The following is a 20,347-nucleotide window of genomic DNA, read 5'->3' as shown; positions in this document are numbered from 1 at the left end:
GAACCGCTCCTCAGAGGAAACCGCGCTTCATCTGGTCGCGCTCGATCGACTCGAACAGCGCCTGGAAATTGCCTTCGCCGAAACCTTCGTTGCCCTTGCGCTGGATGATCTCGAAGAAGATCGGGCCGATGCAGTTCTGGGTGAAGATCTGCAGCAGCAGGCGCTTCTTCGTTTCCTTGTCGGCGTCGATCAGGATCTTGTTCTTCGCCAGCCGCGGCACGTCCTCGCCGTGCCCGGGGATGCGCTCGTCGATCACCTCGAAATAGGTGTCGGGGGTGTCGAGGAACTCCACGCCGGACGCGCGCATCTTCTCCACCGTGGCGTAGATGTCGTCGGTGAAGCAGGCGATGTGCTGGATGCCTTCGCCGTGGTAGGCGTCGAGGTATTCGTTGATCTGGCTCTTCGGGTCGTTCGACTCGTTCAGCGGGATGCGCACGACGCCGTCCGGCGCGGTCATCGCCTTGGAGACCAGGCCGGTCTTGGCGCCCTTGATGTCGAAGTAGCGGATCTCGCGGAAGTTGAACAGCTTCTCGTAGTAGTCCGACCACTTCTGCATGTTGCCGAAGTACAGGTTGTGGGTGAGATGGTCGATGAAGGTGAGGCCGAACCCGGTCGGGTTCTGCTCCGCCCCCGCGATCGCCACGTAATCGGCGTCGTAGATGCTGCCGAGGTTGCCGTAACGGTCGACCAGGTACAGCATGCAGTCGCCGATGCCCTTGATGACCGCCGCGTTGACCGCCTTGCTGGCTTCCTTGTGGCCGACCTGCTCGCCGCCGTTGTCGAGCACCGCCTGCAGCACCTGCGCGCCGGGCTTGCGGAAGCGGATGCCGAAACCGCAGGCGCTGGGGCCGTGTGCCTTGGCGAAATCCGCGGCGAAGGAATCGGGGTCCTCGTTGACCAGGAAGTTCACGCCGTTCTGCCGGTAGACGGTGATTGGCCGCGACTTGTGTTTCAGCACTGCCGCGAAGCCCATCCGCTTGAACAGTTCGTGCAGCTCCCCGGCACGACCGGCGGGCGCGGCGAACTCGACGAATTCGAAGCCGTCGATCCCCATCGGGTTGTCGAAGGTGCTGACCTGCATGCCAAGGTTGGGCTGGGCGTTCATGGCGCTCTCCTGATTGTCGGTGCACGATGGCCGCCCACGAGCGTGCCATCACCACTGGTAATCCTTCGTTATAGTTACAAATGAAACCAATTGCAAGGAACCCGTCCATGTCCCTCCGCCACAAGAGCACGCCGGCCCGCGCCGAGCACGCCCCGTTGCAACTGGAGCACTTCCTGCCCTACCGGCTGTCGATCCTGTCCAACACGATCAGCCAGACGATCGCCGACGACTACCAGAGCCGCCACGATCTCTCGGTGACGGAATGGCGGGTGATGGCGGTGCTGGCCCGCTTCGAAGGGCTGTCCGCGCGCGAGGTGGCCGAGCGCACGGCGATGGACAAGGTGGCGGTGAGCCGCGCGCTGGCGCGCCTGGTCGCCGCGGGCCGGGTGGATCGCACGGTGCACGACAACGACAAGCGCCGCTCGGTGCTCAAGCTCAGCGCCGCCGGCTGGGCCATCCACGACGACGTCGCCCCGATGGCCCGCGCCCGCGAACGTGAAGTGCTGGCCAAACTCGATGCCGAGGAGCGCCAGTGGCTGGAGCGGATACTGGACAAGCTGCTGGCCTGAAGGCCGAGAATGGGGAATAGGGAATCGGGAATGGGAGAGCACAGCGCCGCGGCGTGAGCTTTGACGATTCTCCATTCCCTATTCCCCATTCCCGGCCTCAACGCACCCCGTGCATCAGCCGGTTCACCAGCGGCGCGATGGCGAGCAGCAGCGCGCCGGCGCCGAGCAGCAGCCAGAAGCTGAAGGTGAAGCCGTCGAGTGCGGCGCTGGCGGTGAGGCCGTGGGTGCCGGTGATGCGGCTGGCGAACAGGCCGGACAGGTTGCCGCCCACCGCCAGTGACAGGAACCAGCCGCCCATCGCGAAGCCCACCAGCTTCGGCGGCGCCAGCTTGGTCACCATCGACAGGCCGATCGGCGACAGGCACAGCTCGCCCAGGGTCTGCATCACGTAGCACAGCACCAGCGGCCAGAACGGGATCAGCCCGTCGGTGCCCAGCAGCTGTCCCAGTGCGTACACCAGCACCAGGAAACCCAGCGCGTTGAAGACCAGGCCGAAGCCGAACTTGCGCGGGATCGAGGGCTCGCGCCGGCGCCTGTCCAGCCACGCCCACACCGCCGCCACCAGCGGCGCGAACACGATGATGGCCAGCGGGCTCACCGACTGGAACCAGCCCACCGGGAAGGTCCAGCCGCCGAACAGCCGGCGATCCACCAGGTTCTCGGCGAGGAAATTGAAGGTGGTGCCGAGCTGGTAGTAGAACATCCAGAACAGCACGTTGAAGGCGAAGATGATCAGCATCGCGATCACCCGCCGGGTCTGCACCCGGCCGTGCCGCGCCGCCTCCGTCAGCAGCATCGCCGCCACCACCACGAACAGCGCACCCAGCACCCATTGCAGGCCGCGCGCGCCGATGCCCGAGAGCAGCCAGTACATCACCGGCACCGCGGCGAACGTGCCGGCCGCCACCCACAGCACGCGCCAGCGGCTTTCCGCGCCGTTCGCAGGCCGGCCCACGCCCTTGAGCTGGCGCCGGCCGAACCAGAACCACAGCAGGCTCAGCAGCATGCCCACGCCGGCGGTGATGAACACCAGCCGGTAATTCTGCTCCAGCGGGGTGGCGGTGAACTGCGCGGCCATCCAGCCGGTAAGCAGCGGCGCAATCAGCGCGCCCGCATTGATGCCCATGTAGAACAGGGTGAAGCCGCGGTCGCGGCGCGGGTCGTCGCGGCCGTAGAGCTGGCCCACCATCGAGGAGATGTTCGGCTTGAACAGGCCGTCGCCGACGATCACCAGCGCCAGCCCGAGCAGCAGCATCACGCGGTCGGGCAGCGCCAGCACGAACAGTCCCGCCGCCATCACCGCCGCACCGAGCAGGATCGTGCGTTGATAGCCGATCAACTTGTCCGCCACCCAGCCGCCGAAGATGCCGGTGCCGTAGATCAGCGCGGTGTACGAACCGAAGATCGCGCTGGCCCACGCCTGGCCCGAACTGTCGCCGTGGTAGAACTCGGCCACGATGTACAACGCCAGCGCCCAGCTCACGCTGTAGAACGCGAAGCGCTCCCAGAACTCGGTCATGAACAGCATCCACAGCGGTCGCGGATGCCCGAGCAATGGCGGGAAATCAGGCGTCGGGACGACGTCGACGGTACCGGTCTGGCTCATGCAAGTCCTTCATCGGCATGCGTGAGGCAGCCGCAAGCGCCCAGATGTAACCGGGCGCCAAGCGTCGCGTCAATGGTTGAGAGTCAGGGAGTGGGGAATCGGGAATCGGGAATCGGAAGAGCGGGACGAGGCTTCGCGTTGCCGCTTTGACCATTCCCTATTCCCTACTCCCTATTCCCTGCCTTCACCTAACCCCGTGCATCAGCTTGTTGATCAGCGGCGCGAGCAGGAACAGCAGCACGCCGCCGCCGAGCAGGATCCAGAAGCCGGAGGTGTAGCCGGAGAGGGCCGAGTCCACGGTCATGCCGGACTCGCCGCTGACGTGGGCGGCGAACAGGCCGGCCAGGTTGTTGCCGATCGCGGTGGACAGGAACCAGCCGCCCATGCCCAGCCCGACCAGCCGCACCGGCGCCAGCTTGGTCACCATCGACAGGCCGATCGGCGACAGGCACAACTCGCCGGCGGTCTGCAGCACGTAGCACAGCACCAGCGTCCACAGCGGAATCATGCCGTTGTCGCCGACCAGGCTGGACAAGGCATACATCAGCACCGCGAAACCCAGCGCGTTGCCGATCAGGCCCAGGCCGAACTTGCGCGGGATCGACGGCTCGATGCGCCGCTTGTCCAGCCAGCCCCAGGCCAGTGCGATCAGCGGCGCCAGCAGCACGATCGCCACCGGGTTGACCGACTGGAACCAGCCGATCGGGAACATCCAGCCGCCCAGGTCGCGATCCACGATGTGCTGCGCCAGGAAGTTGAACGAGCTGCCGGCCTGTTCGAAGAACATCCAGAACAGCACGTTGAAGGTGAAGATGATCAGCATCGCGATCACCCGCTGGATCTGCACGCGGCCGGTGCGGATCGCCTCGATCACCAGCATCACGCCCACGCCCAGGAACAGCGCGGTGAGGAGCCACTGCAGCACCACCGCGCCGGCGCGATCCATCAGCAGGTACACCAGCGGGATCGCCACCAGCACGCCGATCGCCACGTACACCACGCGCATCGGGTTGGCCATCTCCGGCGAGGGCCGGCCGACCGGACCGAGCTGGCGCCGGCCGAACCAGAACCACACCAGGCTGATCAGCATGCCCACGCCGGAGGCGGCGAACACCACGTTGTAGCTGTGGTGCCCGGGCGTGCCGAACACCTTGTTGGCCAGGATGCTGGTCAGCACCGGCGCAATCAGCGCACCGGCGTTGATGCCCATGTAGAACAGCGTGAAGCCGCGGTCGCGGCGCGAGTCGCCCGGCGCGTAGAGCTGGCCGACCATCGAGGAGATGTTCGGCTTGAACAGGCCGTTGCCGACGATGATCGTGGCCAGGCCCAGCATGAACACCTCGTGGCTGGGCAGCATGATCATGAACAGGCCGGCCGCCATCACCACCGCGCCGAGCAGGATCGAGCGCTGGTAGCCGAGGATCTTGTCGGCCACGTAGCCGCCGAACACCGCGGTGGCGTAGACCAGCGCCAGGTACGCGCCGTAGGTGCGGCTGGCATCCGCCTGGCCGGCGTCGTTGCCGTCCCAGAACTGCGCCACGATGTAGAGCGTGAGCGCCCAGCGCATGCCGTAGAACGCGAAGCGCTCCCAGAACTCCGACATGAACAGCATCCACAGCGGTCGCGGGTGGCCAAGCAGTTGCGGGTATTCCGGCAGCGGCGCGGCCGTGGAGTTGCTCGTCGTCATGGGGTTTCCGTGAGAGTGATGCGCCGGCTGCGGCCGGCGTGATCGCAAGATATTGCGTCGAAGATGTAACCGGCCCACGGCGCGCCGTCAACCCGCGGCACGCCGGCGCACCGTCGCCACCGCCATGCTTCGTCGCGCGACGAAACCTCCCCGCGGCCGCCGACTTACACTGCGGGCATGCGCAAAACCGTCTGGCCCGAACACCTGTTCAAACCCGCCGCCGCACTGGCCGAACCCAGCCGCGCCGCGATGCTCGCGGCGCTGCTGGATGGCGTCGCCCTGCCTGCCGGCGAGCTGGCCCAACTGGCCGGCATCAGTGCCGCCACTGCCAGCGCGCACCTGGCGCGACTGGTCGCCGAGGGCTTCGTCGCGGTCGAGCCGCAGGGCCGCCACCGCTACTACCGGTTGGCCAATGCCGACGTGGCCGCCGCCCTGGAGGCGATGGCCAGCCTGATGCCACGACCGCCACCGCGCCAGCGGCCGGGCGATCCGTCGCTGTGGCGTGCGCGGTTGTGCTACCACCATCTGGCCGGCCAGCTCGGCGTGCTGTTGCGCGAATCGCTGCTGCAACGCGGCTGGCTGCAACTCGATGGCGACGGTTGCGGCCTCAGCCGGGCAGGACGCGACGCGCTGCAGCGGCTCGACCTGCTGGCCGCCGACAGCCCGGCCACCTTGCGCGGCCGGCTATGCCTGGACTGGACCGAACGCCGCCATCACGTCGGCGGTACGCTGGGACGCGATCTGGCGCACGGCATGATCGATCGGGTCGGCTGGCTGCGCCGGCGGCCGAGCAGCCGCGCACTGACACCTACCCCGCTGGGCGCGGCGGCGCTGGCGCGCGAGTTCGGCATCGACGCCGACGCGCTCGACGCCGTTTCCGGCTGAGCGAGTCGCCGTCGTCAGACGCCGAGTTCGGTGCGCACGTCGAGCAACTCGGGGAAAAACTCCAGGTCCAGTGCCTTCTTCAGGAAACTCACCCCGGACGAGCCGCCGGTGCCGCGGCGATGGCCGATGATGCGCTCCACCGTCTTCATGTGGCGGAAGCGCCAAAGCTGGAAGCTCTCCTCCACGTCCACCAGTTGCTCGCACAGGTGGTACTCCGGCCAGAAATCCGCACGGCCCTCGTAGATGCGCTTGAGTACCGGCAGCAGGCCCGCGTTGCGGCGGTAGGGCTGGGTCCAGTCGCGATCGAGCAGCTCGGCCGGCACCGCATGGCCGCGGCGCGACAGGTAGCGCAGGAACTCGTCGTACAGGCTGGGTGCCTCCAGCACCGCACGCAATCCGGCCTGCGCGACCGGGTCATGCGCGAACACCTTGAGCATCGCGGCATTCTTGTTGCCCAAGGTGAACTCGATCTTGCGGTACTGCAGCGACTGGAAACCCGACGATGGCCCCAGCACGCCGCGGAACTCCAGGTATTCCGACGGAGTGAGCGTCTCCAGCACCGCCCATTGCTCGAACAGTTGGCGCTGCACCTGCTTCACCCGCGCCAGGATCTTCAGGCAGGCATCGACATCATCGCGCTGCAGGTGCGCCACCGCGGCGGTGAGCTCGTGCAGCATCAGCTTCATCCACAGCTCGGCCACGTGGTGCTGCACGATGAACAGCATCTCGTCGTGATGCGGCGGATTGCTCAGCGGCTGCTGCGCCGACAGCAAGGTGTCCAGCTGCAGGTAGCCGCCGTAGGTGATCTGTCCGTTGAGGTCGGTCTGGATGCCCGCTTCGAGATCGCGCTGGTTGTCGCTCATGGTGTTCCGTCGTGTCATCGGAAACGGGCATGGTAACGGCTGGGGCGACGCATGAACCTTGATCCAGGACAGAGGCGCAGCCCTCCCCGTGCGCGATGCTTTCCGGAACGGAATCCGGGATTCGCGGAAGCATCGCGCACGGAGTGCTCTCCTGCAGGGGTTTCGGGCTCCGCAACCGCCCTTCCATACCGCCACGCATGCTGCACTGTACCTTGCAGTGCAACATGCCAGCCTGTTATCAAGCGCGGTCTTGCGCAGTCGTTTGCGGCCCGATCGCAACCGGCGGGACATGCGCCACCAGGTTTTCCTCTGTACTCACTCCGGAGCGAGTCGTGACCATCGCCGCCAAGTTTGAAATCGAATACCTGCAGTACCTCGATGCCGAAGGCAAGGAAGTCCGCAAGGATCTCCCGGCCTTCGCCAAGGACCTCGACCACATGGTCGAGCTGTACAAGCTGATGCTGTCCACCCGCGTGTTCGACGCCAAGTCGATCGCGCTGCAGCGCACCGGCAAGCTGGGCACCTACGCCAGCTGCCTCGGCCACGAGGCTGCCCATGTCGGCATCGGCAGCGCGATGAAGCCCGAAGACGTCTACGCACCGAGCTACCGCGAATACGGCGCGCAGCTGTATCGCGGCGTGCAGCCGCGCGAGGTCTACATGTACTGGGGGGGTGACGAACGCGGCAACGACTACCAGAAGGAGCCGGCGCGCCACGACTTCGCGTGGAGCGTGCCGATCGCCACGCAATGCCTGCACGCGGCCGGCTCGGCGCTGGCGTTCAAGATCCGCGGCGAGAAGCGCGTGGCGGTGTGCACCATCGGCGACGGCGGTTCGTCCAAGGGCGATTTCTACGGCGCGATCAACATCGCCGGCGCGCAGAACCTGCCGCTGGTGGCGGTGATCGTCAACAACCAGTGGGCGATCTCGGTGCCGCGCAAGATCCAGTCCGGTGCGCCGACGCTGGCACAGAAGGGCATCGCGGCCGGCCTGTTCTGCATCCAGGTCGACGGCAACGACATCATCGCGGTGCGCAAGGCGATGGAGGACGCACTCGATCGCGCGCGCAACGGCGAAGGCGGCAGCGTGCTGGAACTGGTCACCTATCGCCTGGGCGACCACACCACCGCCGACGACGCGCGTCGCTACCGCGGCAAGGACGAGGTCGACGAAGCCTGGGCCAAGGAGCCGATGAAGCGCCTGCGCAACTGGCTGGTGGCGAAGAAAGTGTGGGACGACGCGAAGGAAGAGGCGTGGAAGGCCGAATGCGACGAGTGGATGGACAACGAGGTCAACGCGTACCTGGAAACCAGGACCCAGCCGGTCTCGGCGATGTTCGACTACACCTTCGCGGAGCTGCCCGCCGACCTCGAAAAACAGCGCGACCACGTTCTCTCGCTTGACCAGAAGGCCCACTAAGCCATGGCACAAATCACTCTCATCGAAGCGGTCACCCAGGCGCTCGCCTACGAAATGGCCCATGACGAATCGGTCGTGGTGCTGGGCGAAGACGTCGGCGTCAACGGCGGCGTGTTCCGCGCCACCCAGGGCCTGCAGGAAAAATTCGGCGAACTGCGCGTGCTCGACACGCCGCTGGACGAAACCACCATCGCCGGCGTCACCGTCGGCCTCGCCGTGCAGGGCATGAAGCCGGTCGCCGAGGCGCAGTTCGAGGGCTTCATCTACCCGATGATGGAGCAGATCGCCTGCCATGCCGCACGCATGCGCAACCGCACCCGCGGCCGCCTCACCGTGCCGGCCGTGTGGCGTGCGCCGTGGGGCGGCGGCATCCGCGCACCGGAGCATCACTCCGAGGCCAACGAGCACCTGTTCACCAATATCCCCGGCCTGCGCGTGGTGCTGCCCTCCTCCCCGGCGCGCGCCTACGGCCTGCTGCTGGCCGCGATCCGCGACCCCGATCCGGTGATGTTCTTCGAGCCCAAGCGCATCTACCGCCAGTACAAGGAAGAGGTGCCGGACGATGGCGAAGCCCTGCCGCTGGACGTGTGCTTCGTGCTGCGCGACGGCAGCGACGTCACCATCGTCACGTGGGGCGCGCAGGTGAAGGAGTCGCTCGAAGCGGCCGACGCGCTGGCCGCCGAAGGCATCAGCGCCGAAGTGATCGACGTGGCCACGCTGACCCCGCTGGACTTCGACACCATCGCCGAGTCGGTGGCCAAGACCGGTCGCTGCGTGATCGTGCACGAAGCCCCCAAGACCGCCGGCTTCGGCGCCGAGATTGCCGCCCGCCTGGCCGAGGAATGCATGTACGACCTGCTTGCCCCGGTCGAACGCGTCACCGGCCCCGACACCCACATCCCGCTGTTCCGCCTGGAAATGAAATACCTGCCGAGCGTGGAACGCGTCGTCGACGCGGCGAAGCGCACGTTGGCGGCAAGCTGAGCTTGCCGCCGGGAATCGGGAATAGAGAATAGGGAATGGGCAAAGCCAAAGCGCAATGCCCGCCCGCTCTTCCGATTCCCCATTCCCTATTCCCTATTCCCGGAAAAACCAATGGCTGACATCAAGACGTTCTACCTCCCCGACCTCGGCGAAGGCCTGCCCGACGCGACCGTGGTCGAGTGGCACGTGAAGGTGGGCGACACCATCAAGCTCGACGCACCGCTGTGCTCGATGGAAACCGCCAAGGCGGTGGTCGACGTGCCCTCGCCCTACACCGGCAAGGTCGTCAAGCTGCATGGCGCACCCGGCGACATCATCGAGACCGGCGCCGCGCTGGCCGAGTTCGAACCCGATCCGAACGCCAAGCAGCGCGCCGAGGCCGAGGCCACCGGCCACCACCACGGCCCGAAAAAGCCGGCCGCCGGCGCCGGCACGCCCACGCCGAACCCGGACGACGCCGACGACCAGGTGATCGCCTCGGACGAAGGCGGCGAGATCGCGCAGACCGGCAAGGAGCGCGAAGACGAAGGCACCGTGGTCGGCGCGATGGTCAGCGGCAACACCGTGCACGTCGAGCAGGCGGCCAGCATCGGCGGCGTGAAGGCGGTGCCGGCGGTACGCGCGCTGGCGAAGAAGCTCAAGGTCGACCTCTCCCGCGTGAGCCCCAGCGGCGCCGGCGGCGTGGTCACGATGAAGGACGTCAAGGACGCCGCCGCGAACGGCACCGCCGCGCTCGGTGCCGCCCCGGCCCGCGCCGTGCCCGCTTCCGCCGGCCGCCACCTGGCGCCCGAACTGCCGCCGGCCGAGCCGCAGCGCGGACCGGTCTCGCTGGCCGGCAAGCCGGTGCGCACCGCGCCGCCGAGCGTCACCGCCACCGGCCAGCCGGAACAGTTGAAGGGCGTGCGTCGCAACATGGCCCGAGTGATGGCCGACGCCCACGCGCAGGTCGTGCCGACCACCCTGGTCGACGACGCCGACCTGCACGCCTGGATCGGCAAGCAGGACATCACCGCGCGCCTGATCCGCGCGATCGTCGCCGCGTGCAAGACGGTGCCGGCGCTGAACGCATGGTTCGACGGCAAGAACCTCACCCGCACGCTGCACCCGCAGGTGGACATCGGCATCGCGGTGGACACCGACGACGGCCTGTTCGTGCCGGCGTTGCGCAACGCCGACATGCTCGACGCGGCCGGCATCCGCACCGCGATCAAGCGCCTGCGCACGCAGGTCGAGGACCGCACCATCCCCGCCTCCGAGTTGTCCGGCTACACCATCAGCCTGAGCAACTTCGGCATGTTCGCCGGCCGCTACGCCACGCCCGTCGTGGTGCCGCCGACCGTCGCCATCATCGGCGCCGGCAAGCTCGGCCACGACGTGGTGGCGGTGATGGGCGGCATCGAAGTGCACCGGCGCATGCCGATCAGCCTGACCTTCGACCACCGCGCCGCCACCGGCGGCGAAGCAGCCCGCTTCCTCAAGGCGCTGCTGGACGATCTGTCCCTGCCGAACTGAGCGGGCGACCCCCGGCAGAAAACAGGGCGCCCGCGGGCGCCCTGTTTCTTTCACGCTCGCGGGCGGGTACGGCCCCCGTTCCCGGACAACATCCCGCGCTACCGGCGACGCGCAGTACCGCCGTACCCGATCCAGATCCGTTCGCACTTGAGGGCGAGGAAGTCGAGGCGCTGCCCTCCGACTTCGGGCGCGCAGGCCGCCGCGCGGGGAAACCGGTCGGCGGCAGCGCTCGCCGTCGTCTCCCACCGTGCCTCGGCAACCTCAAACCGCCGTCCGTCGCCTGACGTGTTCCCGGCAATGCCGCCACTGGCAACACTGCCGGGCAATGCACTCCGGAACCGGCCCGATGACTCCTCCGCCCGACGCGACGACGCCTGCCAGCGACAGCCTTTGCGCCTCCGATCCACGGATACGCAATTCACCGGCGGCGGCCTTCGCTGGCACGCGACCACCTGCGCACGGAAAATCCGTGCTGCAGGCCGCGGCGACGGGCTGGTTCGTGGTGGCCGGACTGGGCCAGCTGATCTTCGTCGCGTACCTGTTCGGCTTTTACGGCCGCACCGCGCTGCTCGGCCAATTCGACGCCTGGAACCGGATCTTTCCACGCGCCCACGTGGCGGGAGATCCGCTGCACAACGCCGCGGTGGCCGCGCACCTGGCTTTCGCGGCGCTGATCACCATCGGCGGCCTGCTTCAGTTGGCGACGGGCGTGCGGCGGCGGTTCCCGCGTTTCCATCGCTGGAACGGACGCATCTATCTCGCCTCGGCGTTCGTGATGGGCGTGGGTGGCCTGGCGATGGTATGGACGGGAACCAAGGTGGGCGGCCCATGGCAGCACGTCGCGATCAGCATCAACGCGATCCTGATCCTGTTGTGTGCGGCGATGGCGTTGCGCCACGCCATGGACCGTCGCTTCGCACTGCATCGGCGCTGGGCGCTGCGCCTGTTCCTGGCGGTGAGCGGCGTGTGGTTCTTCCGCATCGGCCTGACGTTCTGGATATTGCTGAACCAGGGGCCGGCGGGTTTCGACCCGGAGACGTTCACCGGGCCGGCGCTCACCACCCTCGCGTTCGCCCAGTACCTGCTGCCGCTGGCCGTGCTCCAGCTCTACTTCCACGCGCAGGACCGAGGCGGGTCGCGCGGACGCACGGCCATGGCCGCGAGCCTGTTTGCCGCGACGCTGCTGACGGCGGCCGGCATCTTCGCCGCGTCGATGATGCTGTGGCTGCCGCATCTGCGGTAGCGCCAGCTTGCTATCGCTGCGCCATGCCCGCCAGGGATTCACCACCCAAACCGGAAGACTTCGCGCGTGCCCGGCGGGTGGCGCCCGTTCAATAATCGCGCACGTCCAGCAACAGGAAACAGCGCGCGCTGTAGTCGCCGGCTTGCGGCCATGCGACGCTGGCGAGCGCCAGCGTGCCGGCGGTCCACAGCTCGTTGTCGAGCAGTGCCTCGCAGCGCGAATCGCCATCCGCGGCATGGCTGTGCACGAGGCGCACCCAGTGCAGTTCGGGGCTGAGCGCTTCGCGCTTCAATGCCGCCTCGATCGACGCCAGCGCCTCGGTGGGCATGCTGGCGGCATCCGCGCCGCGTGCACCGAACGGGCCGATGAACACGTCCCACGTGCGCACGCCGATCTCCCACGCGGCAATGCGCATGCGGCGGTCGTCGGTGACGTACCAGCACGCGGCCAGCAGCGGGTGGAACGCATCGTGCTCGAACGCGCGCAGCGCGTCGCGGCAACCGGTGTCGCCGCCGCCCGCTCCGGCGAAGCTCTCCTCGATGTAGCGCTCCTCGCTCAGCACCACGTCGACGTCGAGCCGGCCGGGCTCGCCCGCCGCACCCGCATGCCAGGCAGCGCGGATCGCCGGAAAGTCGCCGTCGGTGACCAGCCAGCCGTCCTCGTCCGCTTCCAGCTCGACGTCGTGGCGCTCGAACAACTGCAACAGGTATTTCTGCAACGCCGCGCTGTCCATCGTCATGCCTGCGAGGGGGTGGTGTCGTTCGACGGCAGCTCGCGCCAGGTCAGGTAGACACGCAGGTCGAACTCCAGCTGATGGTAGTCCGGCAACATGTGCGTGCACAGCTGGTAGAACGCCTTGTTGTGCTCCATCTCTTTCAGGTGCGCCAGTTCGTGCACCACGATCATCTGCAGGAACTCCGGCGCAGCGGCCTTGAACAGGCTGGCCACGCGGATCTCCTTTTTCGCCTTGAGCCGCCCGCCCTGCACGCGCGAGACCGCGGTGTGCAGGCCAAGCGCGTTGCGCAGCACGTCGAGCCTGGCGTCGTACAGCACCTTGTCGATGCCGGGTGCATTCTTCATGTGCTGCTGTTTCAAGGCAGCCACGTAGGCATACAGCGCCTTGTCGCTCTGCACGTCGTGGCGCGCCGGGTAACGCCTGGCCAGGTGCTCGCCCAGGCGCTCCTGCGCAATCAGCGCGCGCACCTTGCCCTGCAGCGTGGCGGGGTATGCCTGGAGATACTTGAGCGCGACCATGCGGCCATTCTCGCACTGCGCCGCCTCGATCCGGGTGGAGCGCCCACGGAAGTCGCGCGGATGCGACGACGCGCGCCGCTACATGTCGAAGCGGTAACTCAGCTTGACCAGCAGTTGCTCGTCGTCGCGCAACGCAAAGCTGTTGCCGAGGACATCGCCCGTGTGGCGCGCCAGGCCATCCATCGCGTAACCGCCGCGGCCGTAGACCACGTACAGGTAGGACAGCGGAGCCAGCTCGTAGCGGTAGCGGATCTGCAGGCCGAGGTTGCGCACGTTGAAGTCGTCGATCGGCTCGTCGCTGGCCTCGGCGCGGCCGCTGGCGCCGACGCGGTAGCCGCCGCGCAGGCGCGCGTCCAGGCCGATCGCCTGCAGCTTCACGCGCAGTTCCTGGCGCGGGTCGATGGCCCAGTCGAAACCGGCATCGAGTTGCAGCGTGTGCTGGTCGAAGCGGCCGATCAGGTTGTCGTGCTGCCAGACCAGCCAGTCCGGAATGCGCTGCCAGGACGGCCCGGCGTATACGCTGAAGGCGTCGTTGATGAAGTAGGTGGGCACGAACTCGATGTCGAAGGCGGCCTGCCGGTTGCCGCCGAGGCCGCCGGTGAAAACCTCCGCATCCAGCTTGAACGCCCAATCGCCGTGGCGCGGACTGATGCGCTCGTAGAAGAAATCCAGCGACGGCGGCAGGAACAGCGCGCCATGCCCGCGCGTCAGCAAGTCGTCCCAGCCGGCCGTGTTGACGTTGAGCTGTGCATCCTCGGTGGTGCCGTCGCGCAACGTGCTGGTGCGGCGGATGCGCAATTGCCGCCGCAGGCGCAGGCCGTGGTCGTTGTCCAGCGCGTCGACGCGGAAATGCCAGTCGTGCGAGCTGTAGGCCGAGTCCGCCGGCAGCGAGGCGTAGCGCTTGCGCACCTCCCAGTGGGCGTAGTTGAAATTGTTGCGTTCGAGGTAGCCGAAATCGTTGACCTGCAGCCGGTCGCCGAAGTGCATGCCCAGCCATTGCTGGCGCCAGCCGTCGCCCATTTCCAGGTCGGCGATGACGGTGCCGCCGCTGTCGCGCGTGTGCGTTCCCGATTGCAGGATGTCGCTGGCCACCACGTTGGTGGCGATGGTCAGCTGCGCGGTGGGCTGCCAGTGGTGATCGACGCCGAGCACGGTCGCCTCGCGATCCAGCCATGGCCGGTCGACGCGGGTCAGCAGCATGCCCAGGCTCTGCGTGCCGAAGTCGTGGGTCACCCGCGCAGCCCCGAAGAAGCGCCCGGCCCGACCGTCCTCGTCGGCGGCCAGCACGCCGTAGCTGGTGGTGCCGACGCTGCCGTTGAGCTTCACCGCGGCGTCGATGTCCGCCGCGCCCATGCCATCGTCCGAAGGACCACCGACGCGGCGCGTGTAGACCAGCTGGCTGTTGTCGTCGAGCAGGCTGAAATCGAAGATGCCCTGGTTCTCGGTGAAGAACGGGCGCTTGTCGCTGACGTAGGTTTCGGTGGCGCCGAAGTTGACCACCAGGTCGTCGCTCTCGACCTGGCCGAAATCCGGGTTCAACGCCGCGGTCAGCTGGAACTGGCCGTTCGGTTTCCACAGGATGTCGGCGCCCTGCTGGAAATGGCTGCGGCCGCGCACGTTGTCGTACAGGCCCGACGCATACGGCGTGATCGCAAACAGCGACTGGTGGTACTGCGGCACCTCGATCCGCTCGAACTCGGACAGGAAGCGCGGGCGCATGAAGCTGGCCACCGGCCATGCGTCGCGTTCGCCGGTGGAGCCGGTGACGCGATCGAGATAGATGCCGAGCGTGCGCTGGCCGTCCTTCGCCGCATGCATCGGCGCGGTGTACCAGGGGATCAGGATCTCCACGCTCCAGCCGGCCGCATCTTCGCTCACCGCGTGCTGCCAGCTGCCGTCCCAGTCCTTGTTGAACCGGCTCTCGTTGGTGATCACCGCATCGTTGATGCCGTTGGTCGAGCTGACCACGAAATCGTAGCCGGTGCGCCCGTCGCCGTTGAAGTCGACCATCACGTTGACGCGGTCCACCTGGTCGTCGAAATCGCGCTGCACGCGCTGGCGCGTGCGCGGCACCTCCGGTGGCTGGTCGCAGCGGAACGCCACCGCCAGCCCCTCCGGCGTCGCCAGCACCCAGGCCTCGGTATGCAGCGTGCCGGGCTGGCCGTTGAGCGGCTGGGTCTGGCGAAAATCGGTGATGTGTCGTGCGCCGGCCCACTCGGCCGGCTGGATGTGACCGTCAATCTCGACGGCGAGCGCCGGCGCCGAGGCCGCGGCCAGGGTCAGGAACAACAGGCATGCAAGGCGCATGTCGGGGAATCCACGGGGAGAGAATGCCGCGCGGCGCAGTGGAACCGGCGCGCTCGGCATGGGGTAGATGCACAGCTTGCCGCGAAGGTTTGAATTCCTCGACGGCCATTGGTCATGCAAAGGGCATGACGCAGGCGCGGCCCGCACCGCGCCGGGACACGATCAGCGCTTGCGCCCCCACCACCACTGGCGCAGCACCAGCGCCGGCACGATCACCGCGGCAAATGCGCCGTAGCCCCACAACGCGGGCAGCACCTGCTGCCAGATCGACCCGCTGACCGGGCCGAATTCGCCCGGCTCCGGCAGCACGGCCGAATCGAAACCGGCAAGCGCGGCGAGCGCGGTGGCGATGCCGGCCAGCAGCAGCACCAGCACGTCGAACGTGCGCCGGCCCGCCGTTCGCGGCAGGCTGCGCGGCCAGATCCAGTAGATCACGCACAGCACCAGCAGCCAGGGGGCCAACAACAGGATGGACAGGTAACGCACGGATATCTCCTTTCAGGGCGCGGCGGCGAGTCGGAACGACGAGAGCACCACGACCATTCAATCCTGCGTCGCGAGCTGGTCCAGCGCGAGCCGCAGGCGCGTCAGCGCCTGCTCGCGCGCGGCTTCGTCCGGATAATCCGGCGTGCTCGCCACGGCCTCGCCATCGATCTCCAGCACCAGATTCGCGCCGCGCACCTGCACCACGGCCGCGGTGGCGCCCAACTGCTTCAGGCGCTTCTGGCTTGCACCCGCCGCCTTGGGGTCGGCGAACGGCACCGACAGCAGCAGCTCCTCTCCCTCGGCCGAGAACAGGCGGAAACGAAAGCGGCCGTCGTCGTCGCGAAAACTGGCCAGCCGTGCGACGCGCTGCACCTTCGCCGGCCGCGCCGGGCCCGCCGCTGCGCCAGCCGTGCGCATCGCACGCAAACCCAGCACCTCGCGCAGGCCGGCCACTTTCGGCGTGGCGATCGCCCGCGCCTTGCGCGCGCCTTCCTGCAGGATCACCTCGATCGCGGCCGGGTCGGCCATCAGCGTGTCGTAGCGCTCGCGCATCGGCGCCACGTCGGCTTCGATGCGCTCGTACAGCACCTGCTTGGCTTCACCCCAGCCGAGCCCCTCCTCCAACGCGCGGCGGAATGCCGCCGTTTCGGTCTCGCTGGCAAAGGCGCGGAAGATGGTGAACAGCGCGCAGCTGTCCGGGTCCTTCGGCTCGCCGGGCAGGCGCGAATCCGTGACGATGCGCATGATCGCCTCGCGCAGCTGCTTCTTGCCGCCAGCGAACAGCGGGATGGTGTTGTCGTAGCTCTTGGACATCTTGCGTCCGTCGAGCCCCGGCAGCGTGGCCACCTGCTCCTCGATCAGCGCCTCGGGCAGCACGAAGAATTCGCGCCCGTGCAGATGGTTGAAACGCTGGCCGAGGTCGCGCGCCATCTCGATGTGCTGGATCTGGTCGCGCCCCACCGGCACCTGGTGCGCATCGAACGCCAGGATGTCGGCCGCCATCAGCACCGGATACATGTACAGGCCGGCGGTGATGCCGGCGTCGGCGTCCTCGCCTGCCGCGGCGTTCTTGTCCACCGCCGCCTTGTATGCGTGCGCGCGGTTGAGCATGCCCTTGGACGCGATGCAGGTCAGGAACCAGGTCAGCTCGGGGATTTCCGGGATGTCCGATTGCCGATAGAACGTCACCCGCGCCGGATCGAGCCCCGCCGCCAGCCAGCTCGCCGCAATCTCCAGCCGCGACCGCTCGATCCGCGCCGCGTCGTCGCTCTTGATCAACGCGTGGTAATCGGCCATGAAGTAGAACGCGTCCACGTCCGCCCGTCGACTGGCCGCGACGGCGGGACGGATCGCCCCGACGTAGTTGCCCAAGTGGGGGGTGCCGGTGGTGGTGATGCCGGTAAGGACTCGAGTCTGCATGCTGCGCTGCGCAAGTAAAGATTTCAGTTTACGTCATCGCCCCGCCAAGGCAATCCGGCCGCGGGCGTCACGCGATGGTTGAGTGCGACCGCGACCAATGAATGCCTCAGCGGATCAGCGTGGATTTGCCGAACAGCGACTCGATCAGATCCACCGCCAGCTTGGCGGTGGCGTTGCGGCGGTCGAAGGCGGGGTTGAGCTCGACCAGGTCGAGCGAGGCCATCCGGCCGCTGTCGGAGATCATTTCCATGCACAGCTGCGCCTCGCGGTAGCCGGGGCCGCCGCGCACGGTGGTGCCGACGCCGGGCGCGATGCTGGGGTCGAGGAAGTCGACGTCGAAGCTCACGTGCAGGTGGGTGTTGTCGTCCATGCCTTCCAGTGCCTGCTCCATCACCCGCTTCATGCCGTCCTCGTCGATCCGGCGCATGTCGAAGATGCCCACGTTGGCTTCGCGCACGAGCTGCTTCTCGCCGTAGTCGACCGAGCGGATGCCGATCTGGCGGATCACGTCGGGGGTGATCGCGGGGGTGGCGCTGCCGATGTGGGTGAGCACCCGGGGGCCGCGGCCGCACAGGCAGGCCACCGGCATGCCATGGATGTTGCCCGACGGCGTCGCCTCGGCGGTGTTGAAATCCGAATGCGCGTCGAGCCACAGCACGCGCAGCTGCTTGCCGGTTTCACGGCAGTGGTCGGCCACCGCGCTGATCGAGCCGATGGCGAGGCAATGGTCGCCGCCGAGCATGATCGGCAGGCGGCCGGACTGCAGCTCCTGGCGAACAGCCGTATAGACGGCCGTATTCCATGCGGCCACTTCGTCGAGATGGCGATAGCCGTCGACCGGCGGCAGCCACGGATTGAGCGGCCCCTGCAGGTTGCCGCGGTCGATTACCTGCAGGCCGCGCTGTTCGAGTTTGGCGGCCAGGTTGGCGACGCGCATGGCTTCCGGCCCCATCGAGGCGCCACGGTGGCCGGCGCCGATGTCGGTGGGAACGCCGATCAGTGAAACGGTTTGTGTGTTCATGAAGTTCTTGCCTGCGGTGGAGTCCGGCGCGCACGCTGACGCGGTGCACCGGCACGGTGGATCACGCGGCGTCCATGGCGCTGTACCGGGACATCGCGCAAACATGGTGCGCGGTCGTGGACGCAAGAATGCATGCGCGGCGATGACCGCCGCGCATGGTGCAAGTCTAACGGATCAGGTCGTGGGGGCCGCGTCACGCGCGATGCATGACCCACCACGCCATGACGGGCGGGTGGCCTGCGACGACAGCGGAACCCGACGCCCGTGGGCTGCCATGGCCACGCTCTGGCCCGCGCGCCGTGTGGTGGCATGACGGAAGGACAATGCCAGCCTCCGCCGGACCGACGAAGGGGCAAGCGGGCGTGTCGAGGTGGGCCACGCAACGCCCGTCTTGCGCCTTGACGCGGTGGACGTCAAGGACGGATCTGCTGCGGACAACAGCTTGCCTTCGCCGGAACGACGAGCCCGAAACCGGGTCGGGACGCCGTCAAGTCAGAGGTGCGTCGTCGCGCATGCGTTCGAGTTCATCCTCGCGGCGCGATCGCGCGCCGGCCCGCCACGTCACCAGATCGCCCGCCGCACGCGCTGTCGCGCCCGCGGTAGCTGGTTTGGCCGGTTTCCCCCACAGCATCCCTGCAAACAGCTGCAAGCCGCGCCAAAGGGCGGGCTGCACATACGGTGTTTGCATGTCGATCACTCCCGGCTACCCCTGCGTAGCCGTTGAAGCGATCGTAACAAATTTCGCGACGCACGCACGCCGCGCCGCAACGTACCGCCAAGCTTTGGGCTCAGGACACGGCGGTCATCGGGGAGCGGCGTACCTCGGCGTACTGCACCAGCGGGATGCTGAAATCGTTGCAGATCATCTCCACGCGGGCGGCGGTACCGGAGCTGGCGTGCTCCTCGCGGGCCAGGCCGCGGCCCAGGCGGATGGCATGGGCAAAGCGCAGGCGGTCGAACAGGACGTCCGGGCCGCTGCAGATGCGCCACAGGCCGTGGCGGCTTTCCTTGATGGTCAGGACCACGCTCATGGGCGCCCCCTCGGCCGAAGAATAGAGACCGATGCGCGCAGGGGCGCACCGGAGCTTGCCAAGGATGCGTCGAGGCCTGGCGCCGGGTCTGTCAGCGCAGGCCTACAGTTGCTGTGGGGAGTCGGCGCGCCGCGGACGGATGGCGCGGCGGCGGCCATGCAGGCGGATGGTGCCGGCACCAGGAATCGAACCCGGGACCTGCTGATTACAAATCAGCTGCTCTACCAACTGAGCTATGCCGGCGCAGGCGGGGATTCTAGCAGCGGGGCGCTGCGCTCGCTCAGAAGCAGCGGATGTCGTGCGTGCCGAGGTCGCTGGCGCCGAGGTACTGGCGCCAGTCGAAGGGTTGGGCGGTGGCGATGGCGAGGTCGAGCCAGTACTCCGGGACGCTTTCGCTGCGCTCGCTCATGCGCGCGGGAAAGCCGGCGGCGGCCACCTGGTCCAGGCGCTTGCGCGCATTGGCCGGGTCGCGGAACAGGCCGAGCGACACCGTGTTGGCCTGGTCGCCGGAGCCGACCACGAAATAGTCGTTGATGTTTTTCGCGGCAAGCTGGCGGGCCGTCTGCAGCGCCTGCGCACGGCTGGCGACGGCGGGCAGGTAGACCCACCACGCGCTGGGCTGGGTGGTCTGTTGCTGGCGCGAACGCATGCGCGCGACGTGCCCGTCCAGCGCCTGGCGCGCGCTGCGCAGGTCCTGCGGCGTGTCAAACGGCCCCAGCGCCATGCAACGAAAGCCTTGCGAGGCATCGACGGCCGCGGCCGGCGTTTCGGGCACCGCGATCGTGCCTTCCGCCGCGGGCAGTTCCGACAACAGTTGCAGTGGCGCCACGCCCGGGTCGGTGGCGTCGCCGACGTGCCGGTAGGGCTGGCCCAGCAGCAGCCACGCTCCGACCGCGATATTCAGCGCGCTCAACAGGACAAACAGCAGACGCAGGAACATCGAACCCCCATCAAGAC

Annotated in this window: 19 protein-coding genes and 1 tRNA gene; 6 read left to right on the top strand and 14 right to left on the bottom strand. The window is 67.8% G+C overall.

Going from position 1 to position 20,347, the window contains the following annotated elements; translation table 11 throughout:
- Positions 1 to 10: 10 nt before the first annotated feature.
- Positions 11 to 1,105: a 4-hydroxyphenylpyruvate dioxygenase gene (gene hppD / locus ACVCL9_RS16425; protein WP_447097337.1), complete on the bottom strand. Its 1,095-nt coding sequence runs from the start codon at positions 1,103 to 1,105 to the stop codon at positions 11 to 13.
- A gap of 107 nt (positions 1,106 to 1,212) precedes the next feature.
- Here hppD and ACVCL9_RS16420 point away from each other — a divergent pair, with 107 nt between their 5' ends.
- Entirely contained in the window at positions 1,213 to 1,674 is a 462-nt protein-coding gene (locus ACVCL9_RS16420) for a MarR family winged helix-turn-helix transcriptional regulator (protein ID WP_395116257.1), read from the top strand.
- A gap of 97 nt (positions 1,675 to 1,771) precedes the next feature.
- Here the strand turns inward: ACVCL9_RS16420 and ACVCL9_RS16415 are convergent, their stop codons facing one another.
- Entirely contained in the window at positions 1,772 to 3,280 is a 1,509-nt protein-coding gene (locus tag ACVCL9_RS16415; RefSeq protein ID WP_447097338.1) for a peptide MFS transporter, read from the bottom strand.
- A 184-nt stretch (positions 3,281 to 3,464) separates the two neighbouring features.
- Positions 3,465 to 4,967 carry a peptide MFS transporter gene (locus tag ACVCL9_RS16410; protein WP_395116253.1) on the bottom strand — a complete coding sequence of 501 codons (1,503 nt, stop codon included), beginning with the start codon at positions 4,965 to 4,967 and terminating at the stop codon, positions 3,465 to 3,467.
- Positions 4,968 to 5,144: 177 nt separating this feature from the next.
- On the opposite strand from ACVCL9_RS16410, the gene ACVCL9_RS16405 reads away from it, so the two are divergent.
- On the top strand, positions 5,145 to 5,852 hold the full coding sequence (locus ACVCL9_RS16405) for an ArsR/SmtB family transcription factor (protein WP_395116251.1): 708 nt from the start codon (positions 5,145 to 5,147) through the stop codon (positions 5,850 to 5,852).
- 14 nt (positions 5,853 to 5,866) lie between these two features.
- Here the strand turns inward: ACVCL9_RS16405 and ACVCL9_RS16400 are convergent, their stop codons facing one another.
- Complete coding sequence (locus ACVCL9_RS16400; protein WP_395116249.1) at positions 5,867 to 6,715, bottom strand: tryptophan 2,3-dioxygenase; 849 nt, start codon at positions 6,713 to 6,715, stop codon at positions 5,867 to 5,869.
- A 332-nt stretch (positions 6,716 to 7,047) separates the two neighbouring features.
- Between ACVCL9_RS16400 and pdhA the strand changes: the two genes are divergently transcribed.
- The 4 genes from pdhA (at position 7,048) to ACVCL9_RS16380 (ending at position 11,872) form a co-directional block, all read left to right on the top strand.
- On the top strand, positions 7,048 to 8,133 hold the full coding sequence (gene pdhA, locus ACVCL9_RS16395) for a pyruvate dehydrogenase (acetyl-transferring) E1 component subunit alpha (RefSeq protein ID WP_447097339.1): 1,086 nt from the start codon (positions 7,048 to 7,050) through the stop codon (positions 8,131 to 8,133).
- Between the two features lie 3 nt (positions 8,134 to 8,136).
- Complete coding sequence (locus tag ACVCL9_RS16390; RefSeq protein ID WP_447097340.1) at positions 8,137 to 9,117, top strand: alpha-ketoacid dehydrogenase subunit beta; 981 nt, start codon at positions 8,137 to 8,139, stop codon at positions 9,115 to 9,117.
- Between the two features lie 111 nt (positions 9,118 to 9,228).
- Entirely contained in the window at positions 9,229 to 10,629 is a 1,401-nt protein-coding gene (locus ACVCL9_RS16385; protein ID WP_447097341.1) for a dihydrolipoamide acetyltransferase family protein, read from the top strand.
- 469 nt (positions 10,630 to 11,098) lie between these two features.
- Positions 11,099 to 11,872 carry a DUF2306 domain-containing protein gene (locus tag ACVCL9_RS16380; protein ID WP_447097342.1) on the top strand — a complete coding sequence of 258 codons (774 nt, stop codon included), beginning with the start codon at positions 11,099 to 11,101 and terminating at the stop codon, positions 11,870 to 11,872.
- Between the two features lie 88 nt (positions 11,873 to 11,960).
- Here ACVCL9_RS16380 and ACVCL9_RS16375 read toward each other — a convergent pair whose 3' ends face one another.
- From ACVCL9_RS16375 to ACVCL9_RS16330, 10 genes are all read right to left on the bottom strand, one after another.
- A complete protein-coding gene (locus ACVCL9_RS16375) occupies positions 11,961 to 12,605 on the bottom strand; it encodes a DUF6348 family protein (RefSeq protein ID WP_447099490.1) in 645 nt (214 codons plus the stop codon).
- 2 nt (positions 12,606 to 12,607) lie between these two features.
- Complete coding sequence (locus ACVCL9_RS16370) at positions 12,608 to 13,126, bottom strand: YgjP-like metallopeptidase domain-containing protein (protein WP_447097343.1); 519 nt, start codon at positions 13,124 to 13,126, stop codon at positions 12,608 to 12,610.
- 78 nt (positions 13,127 to 13,204) lie between these two features.
- The gene (locus ACVCL9_RS16365) at positions 13,205 to 15,433 is read right to left on the bottom strand and encodes a DUF5916 domain-containing protein (RefSeq protein ID WP_447097344.1); all 2,229 of its coding nucleotides are present in this window, start codon (positions 15,431 to 15,433) and stop codon (positions 13,205 to 13,207) included.
- Positions 15,434 to 15,595: 162 nt separating this feature from the next.
- A complete protein-coding gene (locus ACVCL9_RS16360; RefSeq protein WP_447097345.1) occupies positions 15,596 to 15,919 on the bottom strand; it encodes a hypothetical protein in 324 nt (107 codons plus the stop codon).
- A gap of 57 nt (positions 15,920 to 15,976) precedes the next feature.
- The gene (locus ACVCL9_RS16355) at positions 15,977 to 17,338 is read right to left on the bottom strand and encodes a tryptophan--tRNA ligase (RefSeq protein ID WP_447097346.1); all 1,362 of its coding nucleotides are present in this window, start codon (positions 17,336 to 17,338) and stop codon (positions 15,977 to 15,979) included.
- Between the two features lie 106 nt (positions 17,339 to 17,444).
- Positions 17,445 to 18,359 (bottom strand): arginase, encoded by a 915-nt coding sequence (gene rocF / locus ACVCL9_RS16350; RefSeq protein ID WP_447097347.1) that lies wholly within the window; start codon positions 18,357 to 18,359, stop codon positions 17,445 to 17,447.
- A 487-nt stretch (positions 18,360 to 18,846) separates the two neighbouring features.
- The gene (locus ACVCL9_RS16345) at positions 18,847 to 19,047 is read right to left on the bottom strand and encodes a hypothetical protein (protein ID WP_447097348.1); all 201 of its coding nucleotides are present in this window, start codon (positions 19,045 to 19,047) and stop codon (positions 18,847 to 18,849) included.
- A gap of 100 nt (positions 19,048 to 19,147) precedes the next feature.
- Positions 19,148 to 19,390, bottom strand: coding sequence for a hypothetical protein (locus ACVCL9_RS16340; RefSeq protein WP_395116221.1), 243 nt, complete (start codon positions 19,388 to 19,390; stop codon positions 19,148 to 19,150).
- A 167-nt stretch (positions 19,391 to 19,557) separates the two neighbouring features.
- Positions 19,558 to 19,633, bottom strand: a tRNA-Thr gene (locus ACVCL9_RS16335).
- Positions 19,634 to 19,670: 37 nt separating this feature from the next.
- Positions 19,671 to 20,330 (bottom strand): SPOR domain-containing protein, encoded by a 660-nt coding sequence (locus ACVCL9_RS16330; RefSeq protein ID WP_447097349.1) that lies wholly within the window; start codon positions 20,328 to 20,330, stop codon positions 19,671 to 19,673.
- Positions 20,331 to 20,347 lie beyond the last annotated feature (17 nt).

The sequence above is a fragment of the Rhodanobacter sp. UC4438_H5 genome, assembly GCF_052978405.1.
This window is presented reverse-complemented; position numbering and strand designations above follow the sequence as displayed.

Bases quoted from the DNA above. Each gene is read 5' to 3' on its own strand.
- hppD (WP_447097337.1), bottom strand. From the start codon at position 1,105: ATGAACGCCCAGCCCAACCTTGGCATGCAGGTCAGCACCTTCGACAAC.
- ACVCL9_RS16420 (WP_395116257.1), top strand. From the start codon at position 1,213: ATGTCCCTCCGCCACAAGAGCACGCCGGCCCGCGCCGAGCACGCCCCG.
- ACVCL9_RS16415 (WP_447097338.1), bottom strand. From the start codon at position 3,280: ATGAGCCAGACCGGTACCGTCGACGTCGTCCCGACGCCTGATTTCCCG.
- ACVCL9_RS16410 (WP_395116253.1), bottom strand. From the start codon at position 4,967: ATGACGACGAGCAACTCCACGGCCGCGCCGCTGCCGGAATACCCGCAA.
- ACVCL9_RS16405 (WP_395116251.1), top strand. From the start codon at position 5,145: ATGCGCAAAACCGTCTGGCCCGAACACCTGTTCAAACCCGCCGCCGCA.
- ACVCL9_RS16400 (WP_395116249.1), bottom strand. From the start codon at position 6,715: ATGAGCGACAACCAGCGCGATCTCGAAGCGGGCATCCAGACCGACCTC.
- ACVCL9_RS16390 (WP_447097340.1), top strand. From the start codon at position 8,137: ATGGCACAAATCACTCTCATCGAAGCGGTCACCCAGGCGCTCGCCTAC.
- ACVCL9_RS16385 (WP_447097341.1), top strand. From the start codon at position 9,229: ATGGCTGACATCAAGACGTTCTACCTCCCCGACCTCGGCGAAGGCCTG.
- ACVCL9_RS16375 (WP_447099490.1), bottom strand. From the start codon at position 12,605: ATGGACAGCGCGGCGTTGCAGAAATACCTGTTGCAGTTGTTCGAGCGC.
- ACVCL9_RS16370 (WP_447097343.1), bottom strand. From the start codon at position 13,126: ATGGTCGCGCTCAAGTATCTCCAGGCATACCCCGCCACGCTGCAGGGC.
- ACVCL9_RS16365 (WP_447097344.1), bottom strand. From the start codon at position 15,433: ATGCGCCTTGCATGCCTGTTGTTCCTGACCCTGGCCGCGGCCTCGGCG.
- ACVCL9_RS16355 (WP_447097346.1), bottom strand. From the start codon at position 17,338: ATGCAGACTCGAGTCCTTACCGGCATCACCACCACCGGCACCCCCCAC.
- rocF (WP_447097347.1), bottom strand. From the start codon at position 18,359: ATGAACACACAAACCGTTTCACTGATCGGCGTTCCCACCGACATCGGC.
- ACVCL9_RS16345 (WP_447097348.1), bottom strand. From the start codon at position 19,047: ATGCAAACACCGTATGTGCAGCCCGCCCTTTGGCGCGGCTTGCAGCTG.
- ACVCL9_RS16340 (WP_395116221.1), bottom strand. From the start codon at position 19,390: ATGAGCGTGGTCCTGACCATCAAGGAAAGCCGCCACGGCCTGTGGCGC.
- ACVCL9_RS16330 (WP_447097349.1), bottom strand. From the start codon at position 20,330: ATGTTCCTGCGTCTGCTGTTTGTCCTGTTGAGCGCGCTGAATATCGCG.